Below are 18,546 nucleotides of genomic sequence, written 5' to 3'. Positions count from 1 at the left end.
CAGTCAAAAAGTCAGATGACAAAAGTCACAGAAAAACCATTCGCACCATCCTGTGAGCGCAACCAACAAGTGATTTTTGATGTGTTGAATTCAATCATCAGAACAGATGATAAGCACATCTTGGAGCTGGGTTCTGGAACTGGGCAACATGCCGTCTTTATGGCGCCGCAATTGCCGAACGTTACTTGGCATACCAGTGAATTGTTGGAAAATCACCAAGGTATCAAGCAATGGTTGGCTGAATCTGACGCTCAAAACATCAAGCCGCCACTGCACTATCAGGCAGGTTCAACAGCTTTTCCTGGGGTCGATGCCGATTTCGTTCCAGATGTTGTCATGACCGTGAATACATTGCACATCATGTCTTGGGCATGTGTGCAAACATTGATCAAAGACTTGGGTCAACATTTGAAGGCAGGGGCTCGTGTGTTAATTTATGGGCCGTTCAATTATGATGGTGAATTCACATCAGATTCTAATGCAGATTTTGATATTTGGTTAAAAAACAAAGATGCCTTGAGCGGTATCAGAGATTTTGAAGCGGTTTGTGAATTGATGCAGGCTGAGCAAATAAAATTATTAAAAGACGTTACCATGCCGGCCAACAACCGCTGTTTGGTATTTAATAAATGTTAAAACTAACTGACATACAACGTGCAGCCGAACGAATAACACCTTATATCAATAAAACACCTGTGGTGACTTCGTCTTTGCTCAATCAATGGTTGGGTCATGAAGTGTATTTCAAAGCCGAATGTTTTCAAAAAGTGGGTGCTTTTAAAGCGCGTGGTGGCTGTAATGCAGTTCAAAAGCTGATGGAAGCGCATGGTGAGGTCAAAAGGGTCGTTGCTAACTCTTCTGGCAACCACGCCCAAGCAGTGGCTTGGAGTGCCAGAACTTTTGGTATAGATGCCACCATTTACATGCCGAGCTTTGCATCACAAGTCAAAGCACAGGCGACTCGTGCCTATGGTGCGGAAGTGGTTTTGGCTGACACGCGACAAGAAGTCGATCAACTTGTGTCGGAAGCGGCTGAAGAACCAGGCACCTTTTGGATTCCACCATTTAATGACGAAGCGGTGATGGCAGGTCAAGGCACGGCAGCCCTAGAAGCTTGGTCACAAATGAAAGACGAGCCTAATGCGGTGTTTGCCCCTTGTGGCGGCGGTGGATTGTTGTCTGGTACTTTGGCGGCAGTGCGTGGATTGTCGGCCACGTGCCAAGTGGTGGGAGCAGAGCCATTGAATGGTAATGATGCGGCAGAATCCATCAGGGCAGGAGCGATACAAGTTTTAGGTAGCAGTCCGGACACTCTGGCTGATGGTGCGATGACTTTGTCGGTGGGTGATAAAACCTTTGAACATTTAATGGCTTTAGATGCCTTCTATGAAGTGGACGAGCATGACATTGCCTATTGGACGCAATGGTTACAGCATGTGTTGAAACTGCATGTGGAACCGACGTCTGCCATGACCATGGGTGCGGTTTGTCAGTGGCTGAAAAATAAGCAGAAACGACAAAAAGTGTTGGTGATTTTGTCAGGTGGAAACATCGATGAATCACACATGCGTAAGGTTTGGGCCGATGACCATTTGGCTAATCCACCACGGCTTTAATCAAAAGTTCTGACCAATCGAAATCCAGCATGTGATACACGTGTGTCTTTGCTGGTTTTATTGATGCGGGTGTTTTTTTCACCTTGCCCACTAGACCAAGAATTACCGGCCAAAGCAAATTGTTGACAGTCAGCTCCTGTGGTGCAATCTAAGGTCCATTCAGCCACATTGCCATTGATGTCGTTGATGTTATTTTGGGCGGCAAAGCTACCTGCCGCTGCGGTGTACATGTGGGCGTCTTGACATGAAAGTGGGTTGTCTGTGATTTTAGATTTGCTGTTTGTTTCTGTTCCAGCCAGATTGGCTTGCTGACAGTTGTTAGCTTGGCCAGAAACCTTGTTTAAAGTTTGCCATTCGGTAGCAGTAGGGAGTCGATAATTGTGACCCGTTTTTTGGCTTAACCAGTTGGCATAAGCCTGTGCTTCAGTTGCTGTAATACAAACAACAGGGTGGGTGTTGGTTTGGTCGAAGGGAGGCTTGAGCCAAGAGTATCTTTTAAAAATTCCTTTGCTACCCAAGTGTTCACATTTGTCTTTGCTGGCGTTTTCTCCTGCGAACGCTTTGTATTGCGCCACGGTGACTTCGTTTTGGGAAACCATGAAATCTTGTTTGCTGGTTTGACCGGGAACAAAAACCATGTTGTGGCTTGATTCAGAGTTAATAACCAGGCCCAACTGTGGAATTTGTTGGTATTGTGTGAATAACGCTTGCGATTCAGGGCTGGAATCAAAAACCATGTTCAAAGCAAATAACGCTTCAACACTTTTATTTTTGCGACGATCAGCAATCGCTTCAGTAATGGCTGCTGTGGCTGAATCAGAAATCTTTTTAATATCATACTCAAACAAATTGATATCAACACCTTCAGCATCGGCAAAACTGACCATGGCTTTGGCATAAACTTGTGCTTTAGCTAAATCACCTGATTTTTGTTTACTTTGAACCAACCTGAGGTAATACCTTGCGATTTGATTGATGCCTTCTTTGGCGGAAATATTCTCTGGTTCAATGGCTAAAACCGCTTTAAATCGATCAATGGCGCTTTCGCCGGATGGTTTAGTCAGACGGTATTTTTTCAACAACGCTTGTCCCTGGGCCAATAGCAAATCCACGTAATTTTCGGGTGAGTCAATGACTTGACCATTTTCATCCAGCACAACCATTGAGCTGATGTCTATGGCCAATGGGTCATCTGATAAAACGGCTTCGGCAGTTGTTTCTGGAGCCTCATCTGAAAATGCTTCAAATGCTTCAATTTCATCAGGCAAGATGGTAGCTTCAAATGGATTGACTTCAGTGACAACAGCGGATGACTCAAGCGCCACCAGTTGGGCAGTTTCAGCTTCTTCTGTTGTTTCAGCTGGAACGACAGCACTGCTGTCAGCCTGGGTTGTGGTATTTGTTGAGTCAGGCTCATTGTTATTCAGGGCTTGTGCCGACTCGACTTCAGTGATGGTATTATCTAGTATGTTGTCTAGGGGGCTGGGTAAACTGGCATTATTTAAGGGTTGTTGTGTGCCGGTTTTGTTGCTGGGCCAAAGAACAACGGCCAAAACCATCACCAACAAGGTTGCACAAACTGCCCCTGCCTGCCAAGGTTTAAGCCAAGCAGGTAAAGACAGTGGTTGGCGTTTTTGTTTTGAAACGGTATTGCCTTTGTGGCTTCTGATGGCCAATAAATCTTCTTTTAATTCCAGTGCGGATTGGTATCGGTCTTCTGGTTTTTTTGCCAGACAGCGATTTAAAATCGGTTGCCACTTTGACAAAGCCTTAGGCAGTTCTGGTGGGGCCTTATTGATGTGTGCTAATAAAACCGCAAAATCGTTGTTGGCCTCATAAACGTGGTCACCGGTCAATTTTTCATAAATGATACAACCCAAGCTGTAGATGTCACTCAGGTAATTGATGTCACGTGTTTGAATTTGCTCGGGGCTCATGAAATGTGCACTGCCCAAAATTTGTTCATCCTTCGTCCGACGTTCGGTGTCTTTACTCAATGCAATACCAAAGTCAGCAATTTTAAGTTGACCAAACTGATCAAACAGGATGTTGTCAGGCTTGAGGTCTCTATGAATCACACCACGGTTATGGGCGAAAGCCAACCCTTCACATATTTGACACAACAAATCAATCAAGTGATCTGCATTGGTGCAAATGATGTCACCAAAATTACCATGATTCAAATAAGGCATGGTGAAGTAAGTCAGGCCTGAAGATAATTTCTTGGCTTCATAAATGGTGATGATGTGAGGGTGGTCCAAAGAAGCAATGGTTTTGGCTTCATGAACAAACCGTTCTGCCAAATCTTGGTTGTCCATGACCAAGGTTTTTAATACTTTGATCGCGACCTTTCTTTGCAAAGATATTTGTCTGCCCAAATAGACCGAAGACATGCCGCCTGAACCAATCTTTTCAATGATGGTGTGGTCTGGTATGTGTATATTGGCACTGGGAACTGATTTCAACATAATGGCTTTGCTTGCATATAATGATTTTACCCTATTTATTGTGTTTTTTAAATTTTATCCTTTTGTGATTGGCTTCAAATTTCTGGGTATTGAAAAAGACAAAGGATGATATCAATTAATGCAGTCTATTTGTTACAATGCCCTTATTTTTCTAGCCCATGCCCTTACTCAGCTTTGATCAGGTGTCGATTGACTTCGGTGCCAAACCCATCTTAGACAACGTCAGCTTTTCTATCGAAAAAGGTCAGAAATTGGCCCTTATTGGTAGAAATGGTGAAGGAAAATCCACATTGTTACAAATATTGTCAGGTGATTTGCCTATAGATGATGGTCAAGTCGTACGCCAAGATGGTATTAAAGTGGCCATGATGGTACAAGATGCTGCCAAAAGAGATGACCTCACAGTACATCAATTTTTATTGCGATCCTTGGGTAAAGTGGGTGAAGCACTGGCTGCTTATGAAACTGAAACCGACATGGATAAAATGGGTCAGTGGCAACAAATCATTGATGAAAATGATGGCTGGGAAGCGCTGCAACGCATTGAGTCTGTTGTTTCTCGGCTTAACTTATCTGAAAGCCTTAATATCAAGAGTTTGTCCGGTGGTGTGCGCAGGCGTGTGAACTTAGCTGCTGCACTGGTTCAGAATCCAGATATATTGTTACTGGATGAGCCGACCAATCATTTGGACATTGAAAGCATTGTGTGGTTACAAGGGTTTATCAATAAATTGCATTGTGCTGTGGTTTTCGTGACCCATGACAGGACCTTTTTGAAACAAATTGCCAACGGTATTTTAGAATTGGATCGTGGAGACATTGTTTCCTATGATTGCGATTATGATACTTATTTGGTGCGCCGAGAAGAACGGTTACAGTCACAAATAAAAGAGTGGGAGCGTTCTGACAAAAAACTCAGTCAAGAAGAAGTGTGGGTCAGACAAGGCGTGAAAGCCCGCCGCACCAGAAGTCAAAGTCGAGTCAAAGATTTGATTGCTTTGCGTGAAGCCAAAGCCGGTCGCCGAACACAGTCAGGCAGTTCAAAAGCTGAAATTAATGTCGCCGATGCGAGTGGTAAAAAAGTGGTGGTTGCGCATAAAGTTGACTTCAATTACCCAGACAAAAAAATACTCAACGATTTTTCAACCAAAATCATGCGTGGCGACAAAGTGGGCATCATCGGCCCCAATGGTGTCGGTAAAACCACGCTGGTCAATTTGCTGTTGGGGGAGCTGGAACCACAAGCGGGCAGCATCAAACTAGGGACCAACCTAGAAGTGGCTTATTTTGATCAATTAAAACAAGCCATCAATGACGATGACACGGTTGAAAACAACCTTCAGTTGGGCACCGACTTTGTTACCATCAATGGTAAACCACGCCATGTGATTTCATACCTTCAAGACTTCTTGTTCACAGCAGAAAAAATCCGTGGGCCAGCTTCAGTGTTGTCCGGTGGTGAGCGTTCGCGTTTGTTACTGGCACGTTTATTCGCAAGGCCGGCTAATCTACTGGTGATGGACGAACCGACCAATGATTTGGACATGGAAACATTGGATTTGTTACAGGATTTGCTGTTCGATTTTCAAGGCACCGTCCTGCTAATCAGCCATGACAGGGACTTCATCGACAGTGTCTGTACACAAACCATAGTTTTTGAATACCCAGAGGACGGTCAGTACCAAGTCAATGAATACGTCGGTGGTTATGAAGATTACCTGCGTCAAACCAAACGACCAGAAATCAAAGCCAAGCCAGTTGAAGCCAAGCCCAAATCTGATGTCAAGCCAGCGAAGGAAAAGCCAAAAAGTGATAAAGTCAAATTGAGCTTCAAAGAAAAACATGAGCTTGAACAACTGCCTGCTGAAATTGATGTCTTAGAAACACAAATGGAAGCCTTGTCAGCCCAAGTGGCAGATCCCGCTTTTTATCAACAAGACGGTGACACCATCAAGAAAGTCACCACCGAATTGGCAGAAGTAGAAGCAGAACTGAATAAAAAATTCAGTCGCTGGGATGAATTGGAAGCCAAAGGTTAATACAATAAACCAGAAAAAGTAATCCAATCTTAAGTGATATATTTTGTGTATTTTTTTGTGATTTCACAATCCTGTGATTGGTAAGCTACCAATTGTTGTGCTTGCTGCAAATAATTTTGCATTAGACTGGTGGATTAGAATGTCAATCCTTAGGTATTTTATCAGGGTGAATTGGGTTTGCTGGTCTGTTAACTGAGCTAGGCTCACTTTAATACAAAGCATAAATTATCCCCTCAAATAGAGAGGGGATATTTTTACAGTTCAATACCCTGCGAAAACAGGGCATTGAAACATGCGATTCCTCTTAAGGAACAGTAAAACCAGTTGGTTCATTCAGGTTCACCGTAACAGTGATGTGTGCATCTGGTGCTTTTCCATCACGTTCAGTAAGAATAACTTTACCAAAAGCCATGCCGGCTTCTATGTCAGCTACCGCGCTGGCAGTGAATGTAAATGTAAATTCTACATCACGTGTGCTAGGTGGTGGTGGCGTGTCATCAAAAGAGTCTGCAAAGATCAAATCTTCCGGATCGAATGAAAATTCATTGGCACTTACAGACAAAGTGAAATTACCATCTGTTTCTGTGCTGATATCCCATGTTGTTCCTTCAGCCATGGTAGTTTTTACTGTGCGAGTCCATGAGCAATCTGGGTTACAATTTTGGTTTCTGGCACTGGGGATGTTCAAGGTTTTTGGATCACCACCCAAGGCAGCAGGATCAGCCGCTAAATAATTGGCAAACGTTTCATCCATCACCAAACCAGCCAAAGCTGCTTGAGTTAAGTCAACAGTACCACTACCGATGTCATCTGCATCAGCAGGATCTGTACCGTTATCTTTCTTATTTGTGGCATAACTTGCAGTCATCATCATGGCTGACTTGATTTCAGAAGGACTCCAGTCAGGATGTGCTGCAACCATCAGGGCTGCCGCACCAGAAATGTGAGGTGCTGACATTGATGTACCTGAAAGAAATTCAAGTTGTGGTGCCGCTGCTCCAGCATCTTGGTAGGCGGCTAAAATGTTAGAACCAGGACCGTTGATGTCAGGTTTAGTCACATCAAATGTCAAGTTAGGGCCACGCAAACTGCTGGCAGCTAAAGTATCTCCCACTGCATCAATCAAGCGATACTCTGAGGTTCCCAGTATACTGGCAGTGGCTTGTGTCACGGCATTGGCAATCCAGTCAACCATATTATTACCGTCGGTTAAGCCAACCATAACAGCTGGAATTGTGGTAGTTTCGATGCCACCCATGACGATAGGAACAGGGCTTTGGTTGTTGTATATAATTACAGCCTCTGCACCAGCTGCTGCTGCATTGTCAATTTTGGCTGAAAAGTTGCAGCTACCACGGCTAATCAAAGCAATAGAGCCGGTAAATGGTGTTCCTGTCCACGCAGTACAGCCTTCAAAATTATTGACGTCAACATCACCAGCATAAATGATGTCTGCATCAACATCTTGAACAAAATTATCACGAACTCCTAATAAACCGTACATGTTTACTAACTGAGCTGGAATTTGTCCTGGGCCAGTGATATTAACTGTATTGGAATTGGCGCGGTTGTGTGTTGAGTTGGCAACAGACAATAACCATGGACCTTTGTGATTGACATCAGTTTCAGGGTTGGGATTATTGTCTCTGGTATTACCTGCAGATGCCGAAACGACGATACCCGCATTCAAAGCATTCAGGAATAAACGGTCATTGTCAAAAGATGACCATGGGCTGGTGCCGCCTGAAATTGAAAAGCTGAGTACGTCAACGCCATCGGTAATGGCTTGATCAATTGCGCCGGAAATAGCCGCACCCGCACAGCCAGATGTACATACATCATAGGCAATGATATGGGCATGAGGAGCCACACCTGAAATACTCGGAGCATCCAAAGTGACATTGCTGGTTGTTACAAAACCACCTTGAGGTGCAGTGATGTGGTTACCAGCAGCAGTTCCTGCTGTGTGTGAACCATGACCGTTGGTGTCTTCAGGTCCATCACCTGCAAAGTCATAAGCACCGATAAGTTTGTTGTTACATGTTACTGTTGGGTTGACTCCGGCGCATTCTCCTAAGAAATTACCTGCCCCAAGTGGGTTGGCTGAAGCAAAGTCATAACCATCTTCTGGTGTGTCAGAATAAGAGGCATGATCCATGTTTATGCCTGTATCCAATACGGCAATCACAACACCTTCACCTTTGTTAGGCATGTTGTTTGGCATGCTGCTGCCACTCCACAAAGAGTCAGCACCAATGAAACTTGGGCCAGCATCTGTGTTGATTTCATAAATAACATCTTTGGCAATTGCTTTGATACCTGGCATATTAGCCAGTTGAGCAGCTTCACCTGCCGATAACTCTAAAGCCGCACCGTTTTGTGCTAGTTTATATTGAAATTTATAATTGATTTCTCGTCCAATCTGTTGAGAAATTTGACTTAATTGTTCGCTTTGAACTTGTTCCAGGTAAGACAAATAAGTTTGCGATGCTCTAGATTGTAGGTTGGGTTTTCTTTCTTTTGTTATGGCAGGGCTGGTGGCCTGAAATTTTGCATTGTCGCCTTTGTATTCTAGTAAAGGTGCGTCATTAAATTGAATCATATAGACAGATTTATCGTCTTGGGCTAAACATAAACTGCTGGCGCCGAGACCACAAATTGCAATCGTAGTGAGTTTCAGTGGATTGAAATTCATAGTTATCTCATTATTGTTGGAGTTGGGAAAATAGTGGTTTTTAGTGCAAAATGCAACAAAAAACAGCACTACCTATTAAAAAAGTATTTAGGAGGATTAGATATTCTTATGTATGTGGCTTTGAATCAAGAGGTCCGTGTTTAAAACAGCAACGCCAAAGGCTCAGTTTAAACGTTCAAATCACTCAGTTTTTCAATCAAATATATCAGGTGTTTTTATATATCATAGCATCTGGAATCAGGGCTTTATTCTGATAGTTTGAGTTCGGATAAAAAGTCTAGACAAGTATAGATGCTCATAAATTATCTTGTTAGAGTGATAAGCGCATCACACACGCGCTCAATCAAAATAATAGCAAGGAATGTGGCACCATTTCTATTTCTATTTCTTTCAAGTTTGTAGCGGATGCATCAAGTGGTTTTGTCACTTTATTGATGTGATGAAGCTGAGTATTAATAAAATTTTAAAGAGATTGTAAATGAATAAATTATTTATATGTTTTTTGTTCTTGTACTTGGCATCATTTGCCGATGCAATAACCTGTAGTCCCGGTGAACTTAAGTCTTCTGAATCTAATCATTTTGAAATCGAGGGGCCTGTTTTTAAGTTTCATCAGTTTGATGACAAACAAAGCAAAGAGTATTTTGCGGAATTGAATTTTTTAGAAGGTAGTTATTCTCTCAGGTCTAGCAGTAATGAGCGACTAGAAACAACTTTATTTGAGAAATTTGATATAGAAGTGTCTGAAAAAGAATTAAAGTTTTGGGAAGGTCAGAAGGGTTATTATTCGTCAATGGACAGCACATGGGTTCCACCTGTCGCAACAAGAGGAAATTGTGGACAACATTTTGCTGCACTTGGAATGGCATATGCAAGTTGGTTGAGCTTTGTTTCTAAACCGCCAGCCCCAACAACACAATGTGATAATGGTTGCCTTTTAGTCATGGCAGATTCACTTTGGGGCGCGGTCAGTAATGCCGCTCGTGATGTGGCTTTGTGTTTGTTTTACGAAGAATTAAAATAAAGAACTGAAATTGAGAATGTTATGGTAGTTTATTCTGTCAAAGATTCCAGTTTTTCAATCAAATGATGCAGCTGTTGTTGTTCGGTTTTGGTTAACTGAGCCAGCAGCTGTTCTTCATAACGCAAGGCATCTGGAATCACGGCTCGCATCAAAATTTTTCCTGACTGGCTGAGTTGGTAAATCCTTGAGCGGGCATCATTGGGGTCTGTGGTTTGTTCTAAATACGACTTAATCACTAATGATTTTACCGTACGGCTGATGCGGACTTTGTCCATTTGGCTTAATTGGCCAATTTCTTTGGCATTGATCTCTGGGTTTTTATACAAAATCACCAAGATGCGCCATTCTGACGTGTTGATGCCAAATCGACTTTCATAATGTTTGGCGATGCCCTTAGACACCTTTAAACTCAAGATAGACAGGCGGTAAGGTAAAAAATCATTCAGTTCCATCAGTATATTAAAACACAAAATCTAACAATAGCGAAGCGACAGAAAGGTGGTTTTGATGCTATTTCACATTGTAAATATATAATTTTTAAGTATATAAGGTTTCATTTGAAACCAAATGGTTTCAAATGAAACTAAATGCCGCTATAATATCATCCATTAAATAATTACACAGAGGAAGCACATGTCAGTTACCATCAATGGTTTCGGTTTTATCGAATTTGCAGCCAATAACAATGCCGAAGGCTTGCACCAATTATTTCGTCAAATGGGTTTTGTCGCAGTAAAAAAGCACAAAGAATTACCGATTACATTATACCGCCAAAATGGCATTGACTTATTTGTTAATGAGTCTGTTAATGGCTTTGCTCATGATTTCAGTGAAGCACATGGCCCGTGTGCCTGTGGCTTTTCTATCTTTTTTGATGATGCCGAGGCGGCTTTGGCACACACATTAAAAGGTGGTTCTGAAAAATTAACCGTGAACAATGGACTGAATTTCCCTGCGATTAAAGGGATTGGTGATGCGGCATTGTATTTATTGACGCCTGAATCTTATGCTGATGTTTTGGTTGCTGAGTTTGATGACATCGTTGGAGCCAATCAAACACCTACTGGTTTTGGTGTGACTTTTATTGATCACCTGACGCACAACGTTTATTTTGGCAACATGGAAAAGTGGAGCAAGTACTATGAAGACTTGTTTGATTTTACAGAGATTCGTTATTTTGACATCAAAGGCGCAAAAACAGGTTTGGTTTCTAAAGCCATGACCAGCCCAAACGGCTCTGTTAAAATTCCTTTGAACGAATCAGAAGACCCCAAGTCACAAATCAATGAATACTTGGATGAATACCAAGGTGAAGGCATTCAGCACATCGCTTTGTACACTGAAAATATTTATGAAACTGTAGAATCCATGCGCGCTTGTGGGATGGACTTTTTGGAAACTCCAGATACTTATTACAGCATCATTGATCGACGTGTGCCTGAGCATGACGAAGATGTTGAACGCATGCAAAAGAACCACATATTGATTGATGCTGACCAAGAAACAGGAAAGCAACAATTGTTACAAATTTTTACCAAAACCAACATTGGCCCCATCTTTTTTGAAATCATTCAGCGCAAAGGCAATGAAGGTTTCGGTGAAGGTAATTTCCAAGCTTTGTTTGAGTCGATTGAGTTGGATCAGAAAAAACGTGGGTACCTATAATGAATGGTAAGTGGTTTAAATTCTATAAAAAGCAAGGCAAGGTGGCAAAACAAGCCCACATTGGCTTTCCAGAAAACAGTTATGAACGTGAAATGGGCAAAGAAGGTTTTTTTGGGCCGGTTTCACATTTTTACCACACACACAAACACACCGGCTGGACACATTTTGAAGGTGACATCAGGCCGCGTGCTTTCGATGCAAACCTGTTTGGTTCACAACAAAGTACGCCATGGGATGCCCATGTGCTATTGAAAAATAACAGTGTGAAGATACGCTTCATGCAAATGGACCAAAGCATGAATCATCTGGTACGCAATGCCGACGGCGATGATTTGTTGTTCTTTCATCAAGGCACGGCTGATTTGTTTTGTGACTATGGTCATTTGACCATCAAAGAAGGTGACTATCTGATGTTGCCCAAAGGCACCATGTGGCGATTGGAAATGCAAAATCCATGTCAAATTTTGATGATAGAAGCGACCAATGGCCACTACCAATCGCCTGACAAAGGTTTGTTAGGCCCGAATGCCATTGTTGATAATGCCGTTTACCGCACGCCAGAAATCAACGATGAATTCAAGGCGCAATACAGTGATACTGACACAACCGTATTCGTTAAGCGATTACAGAAATTATCCACCATAGAATACCCTTTCAATCCATTGGATGCGATTGGTTGGCAAGGTGATTTGATGCCTTTGGCTTTGAATTGGCGTGATATTTCTCCAGTCATGAGCCACCGTTTTCATGTGCCGCCTTCGGCACACACCACGTTCCTGGGTAACCGATTTATTGTCTGTACTTTTGTACCGCGACTGTTTGAAACAGACCCAGAGGCATTGAAAGTGCCTTTTTATCACAACAATGACGACTTTGATGAAGTGCTGTTTTACCACTCAGGAAATTTTTTCTCACGTGATAACATACACCCAGGCATGATCACATTGCACCCAACAGGATTCACACATGGTCCACACCCGAAAGCCATGAAAAATGCTTTCAAACAGAAAAATGCCATGACTGAAGAAGTCGCTGTGATGATAGACACACGTGATCCATTGGAAGTGTGCGATGCGGCAGAACAGGTCGAGTGGCCTGATTATGTGGATTCTTGGAAAGAAGATAAATAACAGTTCCTCAATAGCAGGAAAACTAATAAGGAATATAAAATGAAACTAGCAACCATTAACAACCAAACCAGAGACGGTCAATTGATCGTCGTCAACAAAGCCGGCACACATGCAGTCAAAGTGCCACAAATCGCCATGACCATGCAGGCGGCCTTGGATGATTGGAATAACATCGCACCACAACTGAATACGGTTTCTCAGCACTTGAATGACGGCGGTGTGAATGATGCTTTTGAGATTGATTTTAATCAGCTGTTGGCACCATTGCCACGTGCTTTTCAGTTTCTTGATGGCAGTGCCTATTTAGCGCATGTGGAACGTGTACGTCGCGCCCGTGGTGCAGATATGCCACCGAGTTTCTTGGAAGACCCTTTGATGTACCAAGCGGTCAGTGATGGCTTTTTGGCACACAACCAAGACATCGAAGTGGTCAGCGAAGAGTACGGCATCGACTTTGAAGCAGAGGCGGCTGTGATTACATCAGATGTGCCTATGAATGTGTCAAGCGAGGATGCCGGTCAATATATTCAACTGATTTGTATTTTGAATGACGTCTCTTTGCGTAATTTGATACCAGCAGAATTAGCCAAAGGCTTTGGGTTCATGCAATCTAAACCCCGCACGGCTTTATCGCCTTTCTTTGTAACACCTGATGAGTTGGGTGATGCGTGGCGTGACAATAAGATTCATTTACCGATGCGCACTTGGTTGAATGGCGAATGGTTCGGTGAGCCCAATTGTGGCGTTGACATGCAGTTTGATTTTGCACAATTGGTCGCGCATGCAGCAAAAACACGGCCATTGGCCGCTGGTGCCATCATCGGTTCAGGTACGATTGCCAACCAAGACATGGCCAAAGGCTCGACTTGTTTGGCTGAAAAACGCGTTCTGGAAGTGATCGCCGATGGCAAGCCTAGTACGCCGTTCATGCAATTTGGTGATTCTGTGAAGATTGAAATCACAGATGAGTCAAATCACAATATTTTTGGCACAATTGAGCAAAAAATAGTCAAATATTAATACCCTAAAGTTAAATGACTTAAATTAGCCTGAATTCAATTCAGGCTTTTTTTTGTCTTGAGATGTGGTTTGGGCGTACATTTGTAAGCTTTTTGCGCGCTTTAGTCATTATTTGGATGTTTAGGTGGCTATTTGTGGTGAACTTGTATACTATCGGCCGCTGTTTTTTTAAGCCCATATAAAAAGGGTAAGTAAAATAGAGAGGAGTAAGAATGATAAAGAAAACCATGGTGGCAGCTGTATTGGCTGCATTGTATGGGCCTACCTCAGCAGGGATTGATTCCAATATGTCGCAAGAATTGGCATGGGCGAAATCACAATTAACCAGTCGTTCAGCTGAGTTAAATATTTCAGATCAAGACTTGTCTGAAGCACAAGTTTTAAGCAGTTTCAAAAGTCAGCACAATGGTATTTCACATATAGTTCTTCGACAGCATATTAACGGGATTGAAGTTGAAGGTGCTGATGTTGAGGTCAACTTGGATAAAAATGGTCAGGTCATCAATATCCACAACCGTTTCATTCCACAAGCAGCTACTAAAGCCAATGACACTCGAACCACCATATCTGCGGACCAAGCCATTATGTCTGTGGCCAATCAATTGGGTTTGCAAACCACCATGCCTACTTACCGCTTGAATACAGAGCAAGGTGTGAATCGTGCAACAACCTATTTAGGTGACGGTATATCTAGAGAAGATATTCCGGTTAAATTGGTTTATCAAGCTGATAAAAACCAACAACCCAGGTTGGCGTGGGATATGCAAATTCAAGAAGGTGAAAATTGGTGGAGCATCAGGGTTGATGCCAACACCGGTGACATCCTGAGCCAATATAACTGGTCAGCACATGCATCTTATGATGTGATTCCTTTTCCAAGTGAATCGCCAACAGACACTGGCTATGCTTTGGCTACCGTAACCAACCCTGAAGACATGGATGCATCGCCTTACGGTTGGCATGATACAGATGGAATTGCTGGGGCTGAATACACAGATACGCGAGGAAATAATGTATTCGCTCAAGATGATTTGGATGCCAATAATTCAGGTGGTTCGAGGCCTGATGGTGGTGCTGGTTTGGTGTTTGACGTGCCATGGAATCCTGCTGTGAACCCTGATCAAGAACAAAATTTAGACTCAGCCATTGTGAATTTATTTTACTGGAATAACATCATACATGACTTGATGTACCACTATGGTTTTGACGAAGCATCAGGTAATTTCCAAGAAAAAAACTATGGCAACAGTGGTAATGATGGAGATGCAGTCAATGCAGATGCACAAGATGGTAATGGTACCAATAACGCCAATTTTGGCACCCCTCCTGACGGTTCTCGCCCTCGCATGCAAATGTATTATTTCAATGCACCTTTGAGTTTTCTGGTCAATGCCCCTGCTAACATTGCAGGCCCATATACAGCTGGTGCGGGATTTGGTGGTGAAGTCACGCCAACAGGAGTCACCGGTGATTTGGAATTGGTAGATGACGGTACAGACACAACTTCTGATGCTTGTACAGCTATTAATGGATTCACCCCAGGCAATATTGCTTTGATTGATCGCGGTTCATGCGAATTTGGTGACAAAGCTTTGAATGCCGAAAATGCCGGAGCTTCTGCTGTAATTATTGTCAATAATGCAGGTGACGAAGCGATGAGCATGGGCGAAGGAACCAATGGCGGCCAAGTCACCATTCCTACTTTGTCCTTGGGACAAAGCAATGGTGATATATTAAAAAATGAATTGGTCAATGGTGTGAACGTTACCATGAAAAAAGCCAATGTAGATCGCGACAGTGACTTTGACAATGGCATCATTATTCATGAGTATGGTCATGGCATTTCGAATCGTTTAACCGGTGGTGCAGGTAATGCCAGTTGTTTACAAACTGCTGAACAGATGGGTGAAGGTTGGAGTGATTATTTTGCACTCTTCATGACTGCTGACAGCAGTGACACTGCAGACCAGGCCATGACCATGGGTTCATATGCCACACAAAACAACAGGGGCATACGTACATACCCTTACAGTCGTGACATGCAAGTTAACCCGCACACATTTGAAGATTTAGAATTTGCCAATGGCAGTCCGCATTATGTAGGTTCAATATGGGCCGTGATGCTTTGGGAGGTTTACTGGAACTTGGTAGATAAGTATGGATTTGATGCAGATTTATATCAAGGAACAGGCGGCAATAACATGGCATTGCAGTTGGTTATGGATGGGTTGAAATTGCAAGGCTGTAACCCTGGTTTTATAGATGGACGTGACGGCATTTTGTTGGCGGATCAACAAAATAATGCCGGTGCCAACCAGTGTGAAATCTGGAAAGGCTTCGCCAAGCGTGGATTGGGCGTTGGTGCTGACAGTGGCAACGTTAATGCCACTGGAGATGAAACTGAATCATTTGACATTCCTGCTGAGTGTGAAGGGCCAACTGACATCATCTTTAAACATGGCTTTGAATTCAATGTCGATTGAATAAGCATGCACTTCACAAAAAAACCCGAGCATGGCCTCGGGTTTTTTTGTGTCATAAACATTGAGGTTTAATTCATAAAAAATGCATGGCATAATTATCTGATATTTATAGCATCCAAGCAGATCATGACAGAAACATTTTCCAGTCAATCAACCGACTCTTTCCGCCAGTTACTCACTTTAGGGAAATGTAATCTCTTGGTGACCACATATCAAGCAGGTCAGGTGGTTATGGTCAGACCTCATGCCCAAGGTGTGAACACACACTTTATGGCTTTTGACCGACCTATGGGCATTGCCAAACGCAACAATGAATTAGCGATTGGTGGTGCTGCCAGTATATCGACCTTCAGAAATTTAGCAGCGGTAGGTCCCAAAGTGGGACAGGGTGAACAGGTTGATGCCTGTTATTTACCAAGGAAAAAGCACATCACTGGCGCCATAGATATCCATGAAATGGGCTATGACAAATTTGATAAGTTGTGGTTTATCAATACCAAAATGTCTTGCTTGGCGACCTTAGATAATGACAACAGTTTTAAACCTGAATGGCGACCGCCCTTTATCTCTGCTTATGATTTAACAGACCGCTGTCACTTGAATGGCTTGGGTTTTCGTGATGGTGTGCCTCGATATGTCAGCATGTTGGGCGCATCAGATGAACCTGGTGGCTGGCGCAAGAATAAAATTTCCGGCGGCCAAATCATGGACATCACCACCAATAAAGTGCTTGTCGATGGTTTGTGTATGCCGCATTCGCCTCGTTGGTTTAACAACGCCTTGTGGTTTTTGTCATCAGGCTCCGGACAATTGATGCGCATGGAAACAGGAAAAGCGCCTGAAGTGGTTTCAGAGCTTCCCGGTTTTGCACGTGGATTAGACTTTATTGACCGCTATGCCATCATTGGCTTGTCACAAATCAGAGAAAGCGCCACTTTTGCAGGATTACCTTTGACCAAGCGAGTGGAAGAACGTCAAAGTGGTGTTTGGGTTGTGGATACCACGAATGGCCAAATTGTGGCTTTTCTTGTCTTTACGGGCAATGTCCAAGAGGTTTTTGAAATCAAAGTGCTGCCACATCAATTTGCTGCCATTGTTGATGAACAAAGTCCATTTTTGGCGCAATCTTATGAGTTGTCAGATGCGGTATTGAATAATTTGGCACCAGTTGATCCTGTTCAAGGTATGCTTGATGCAGCTTCGCGGGCGCATGTGAACGGGGAATTAAAAGAAGCCATCAGTTTATACCAAGAAACTTTGAAGCATTTTCCTGATCATGAACAAACAAATCACCAGTATGGACTTTGTCTTGTTGATTCCAAGGCTTGGTCTGATGCCGTAATTCAATTAGGAAAGGTGTTGAAATCAAGCCCTAATAATGCCGAAGCCATGAATTCTTTGGGTAATGCCCATGCGGCCATGGGCGATGATGTTCAGGCCATGCAATGTTTCAATAAGTCCATAGAAGCAGATCAGCAGTTTGCCAAAGCACACATGAACAAAGGCATGTTGTTATTGAAGCAAAAGCAATATACCGAAGGTTGGGTTGAATATGATTGGCGTTGGCAAACACCGCAGTTTGTGCCATTCAAGTGTGACAAGCCACAATGGCAAGGTGAAGACATCAGTGACAAAATACTGTTGGTACACTCAGAACAGGGCAATGGTGACCACATCATGTTTTGGCGATTTTTGACCGAGCTGTCAAAACGCTGTAAAGAATTGATTTATTTTGGCCCTGAAAACTTAGCACCTTTGGTGGCCGAAATTCCTGGCGTCAGCCAAAGTCGCATTCCCGGTGCGCTCAGTTCTGATTTATTCGATGTGTTTGTGCCATTGATGTCGGTGCCGCGATATTTAGGTGTGACAATAGACAATATACCTGCGCCCGAAAAATACGTCACTGTGCCACCTCAAGTGGTGGTCAGTCAATTGAAAGCCAAAAACAGCACGGGCAAAAAAATTGGCCTGTCTTGGACGGGCGCTTTTACCCATGCCAATAATGAAAGCAGGTCTATACCATTGGCTGAATTACTTTCAGTCACTAGAAATTCTGATCACACATTTTATTCTTTGCAAATGCCCATCAAAGCGGATGAGCGTGAACTGTTGAAGCAACATGATGTTTTGGATTTAGAGCCAGAATTGCCGGGTTATGCCAGAACGGCGGCATTGATTGAACAGTTGGATTTGGTCATTACGGTAGATACAGCCATCGCGCATTTAGCGGCAGCTTTGGGTAAACCGACTTATGTGCTCTTATGTGATCACGCTGATTGGCGTTGGCATACCGATACGGAACTAAGCCCATGGTATCCGTCAGTTAAACTGTTCAGGAAAAAAAGTGGCCAAAATTGGCAGTCAATTTTAGATGTTGTGGATGCATCTTTTAAATAGAGAATAAAG

General features: G+C 43.0%; 12 protein-coding genes. 9 read left to right on the top strand and 3 right to left on the bottom strand.

Annotation, left to right across the window (positions count from 1 at the left end):
* Nucleotides 1-15: 15 nt before the first annotated feature.
* The gene (locus tag FET73_RS02535) at nt 16-636 is read left to right on the top strand and encodes a DUF938 domain-containing protein (protein ID WP_154222336.1); all 621 of its coding nucleotides are present in this window, start codon (nt 16-18) and stop codon (nt 634-636) included.
* Nucleotides 630-1,616 carry a serine/threonine dehydratase gene (locus tag FET73_RS02530; protein WP_154222335.1) on the top strand — a complete coding sequence of 329 codons (987 nt, stop codon included), beginning with the start codon at nt 630-632 and terminating at the stop codon, nt 1,614-1,616. Before FET73_RS02535 ends, FET73_RS02530 begins: the two co-directional genes overlap by 7 nt.
* Here FET73_RS02530 and FET73_RS02525 read toward each other — a convergent pair.
* Nucleotides 1,613-4,084: a bifunctional serine/threonine-protein kinase/formylglycine-generating enzyme family protein gene (locus FET73_RS02525; RefSeq protein WP_154222334.1), complete on the bottom strand. Its 2,472-nt coding sequence runs from the start codon at nt 4,082-4,084 to the stop codon at nt 1,613-1,615. The two genes, FET73_RS02530 and FET73_RS02525, sit on opposite strands and share 4 nt — an antisense overlap.
* Before the next feature lie 158 nt (nt 4,085-4,242).
* On the opposite strand from FET73_RS02525, the gene FET73_RS02520 reads away from it, so the two are divergent.
* Nucleotides 4,243-6,123: an ATP-binding cassette domain-containing protein gene (locus FET73_RS02520; RefSeq protein WP_154222333.1), complete on the top strand. Its 1,881-nt coding sequence runs from the start codon at nt 4,243-4,245 to the stop codon at nt 6,121-6,123.
* Between the two features lie 304 nt (nt 6,124-6,427).
* Here the strand turns inward: FET73_RS02520 and FET73_RS02515 are convergent, their stop codons facing one another.
* Complete coding sequence (locus FET73_RS02515; protein ID WP_154222332.1) at nt 6,428-8,818, bottom strand: S8 family serine peptidase; 2,391 nt, start codon at nt 8,816-8,818, stop codon at nt 6,428-6,430.
* A 478-nt stretch (nt 8,819-9,296) separates the two neighbouring features.
* Between FET73_RS02515 and FET73_RS02510 the strand changes: the two genes are divergently transcribed.
* Nucleotides 9,297-9,842 (top strand): hypothetical protein, encoded by a 546-nt coding sequence (locus FET73_RS02510; protein WP_154222331.1) that lies wholly within the window; start codon nt 9,297-9,299, stop codon nt 9,840-9,842.
* A gap of 29 nt (nt 9,843-9,871) precedes the next feature.
* Here FET73_RS02510 and FET73_RS02505 read toward each other — a convergent pair whose 3' ends face one another.
* The gene (locus tag FET73_RS02505; RefSeq protein WP_154222330.1) at nt 9,872-10,294 is read right to left on the bottom strand and encodes a MarR family winged helix-turn-helix transcriptional regulator; all 423 of its coding nucleotides are present in this window, start codon (nt 10,292-10,294) and stop codon (nt 9,872-9,874) included.
* A 181-nt stretch (nt 10,295-10,475) separates the two neighbouring features.
* Here FET73_RS02505 and hppD point away from each other — a divergent pair, with 181 nt between their 5' ends.
* From hppD to FET73_RS02480, 5 genes are all read left to right on the top strand, one after another.
* Entirely contained in the window at nt 10,476-11,507 is a 1,032-nt protein-coding gene (hppD, locus tag FET73_RS02500) for a 4-hydroxyphenylpyruvate dioxygenase (RefSeq protein ID WP_154222329.1), read from the top strand.
* Nucleotides 11,507-12,637 carry a homogentisate 1,2-dioxygenase gene (locus FET73_RS02495; RefSeq protein ID WP_154222328.1) on the top strand — a complete coding sequence of 377 codons (1,131 nt, stop codon included), beginning with the start codon at nt 11,507-11,509 and terminating at the stop codon, nt 12,635-12,637. Before hppD ends, FET73_RS02495 begins: the two co-directional genes overlap by 1 nt.
* A gap of 39 nt (nt 12,638-12,676) precedes the next feature.
* Nucleotides 12,677-13,657: a fumarylacetoacetate hydrolase family protein gene (locus FET73_RS02490; protein ID WP_154222327.1), complete on the top strand. Its 981-nt coding sequence runs from the start codon at nt 12,677-12,679 to the stop codon at nt 13,655-13,657.
* Nucleotides 13,658-13,869: 212 nt separating this feature from the next.
* Nucleotides 13,870-16,140, top strand: a complete 2,271-nt coding sequence (locus FET73_RS02485) for a M36 family metallopeptidase (protein WP_154222326.1) — start codon at nt 13,870-13,872, stop codon at nt 16,138-16,140.
* A gap of 126 nt (nt 16,141-16,266) precedes the next feature.
* Nucleotides 16,267-18,537: a TIGR03032 family protein gene (locus FET73_RS02480; protein WP_154222325.1), complete on the top strand. Its 2,271-nt coding sequence runs from the start codon at nt 16,267-16,269 to the stop codon at nt 18,535-18,537.
* The last annotated feature ends 9 nt before the right edge of the window (nt 18,538-18,546 follow it).

The sequence above is a fragment of the Marinicella rhabdoformis genome (assembly GCF_009671245.1).
Lineage (GTDB): Bacteria > Pseudomonadota > Gammaproteobacteria > Xanthomonadales > Marinicellaceae > Marinicella > Marinicella rhabdoformis.
Note: the sequence above shows the minus strand (reverse complement) of the source record. Positions and strands in the feature narration are given on the sequence as shown.

What these genes read in the sequence shown, in the direction of transcription:
- FET73_RS02535 (WP_154222336.1), top strand. Translation starts at nt 16, where the DNA reads ATGACAAAAGTCACAGAAAAACCATTCGCACCATCCTGTGAGCGCAAC.
- FET73_RS02530 (WP_154222335.1), top strand. Translation starts at nt 630, where the DNA reads ATGTTAAAACTAACTGACATACAACGTGCAGCCGAACGAATAACACCT.
- FET73_RS02525 (WP_154222334.1), bottom strand. Translation starts at nt 4,084, where the DNA reads ATGTTGAAATCAGTTCCCAGTGCCAATATACACATACCAGACCACACC.
- FET73_RS02520 (WP_154222333.1), top strand. Translation starts at nt 4,243, where the DNA reads ATGCCCTTACTCAGCTTTGATCAGGTGTCGATTGACTTCGGTGCCAAA.
- FET73_RS02515 (WP_154222332.1), bottom strand. Translation starts at nt 8,818, where the DNA reads ATGAATTTCAATCCACTGAAACTCACTACGATTGCAATTTGTGGTCTC.
- FET73_RS02510 (WP_154222331.1), top strand. Translation starts at nt 9,297, where the DNA reads ATGAATAAATTATTTATATGTTTTTTGTTCTTGTACTTGGCATCATTT.
- FET73_RS02505 (WP_154222330.1), bottom strand. Translation starts at nt 10,294, where the DNA reads ATGGAACTGAATGATTTTTTACCTTACCGCCTGTCTATCTTGAGTTTA.
- hppD (WP_154222329.1), top strand. Translation starts at nt 10,476, where the DNA reads ATGTCAGTTACCATCAATGGTTTCGGTTTTATCGAATTTGCAGCCAAT.
- FET73_RS02495 (WP_154222328.1), top strand. Translation starts at nt 11,507, where the DNA reads ATGAATGGTAAGTGGTTTAAATTCTATAAAAAGCAAGGCAAGGTGGCA.
- FET73_RS02490 (WP_154222327.1), top strand. Translation starts at nt 12,677, where the DNA reads ATGAAACTAGCAACCATTAACAACCAAACCAGAGACGGTCAATTGATC.
- FET73_RS02485 (WP_154222326.1), top strand. Translation starts at nt 13,870, where the DNA reads ATGATAAAGAAAACCATGGTGGCAGCTGTATTGGCTGCATTGTATGGG.
- FET73_RS02480 (WP_154222325.1), top strand. Translation starts at nt 16,267, where the DNA reads ATGACAGAAACATTTTCCAGTCAATCAACCGACTCTTTCCGCCAGTTA.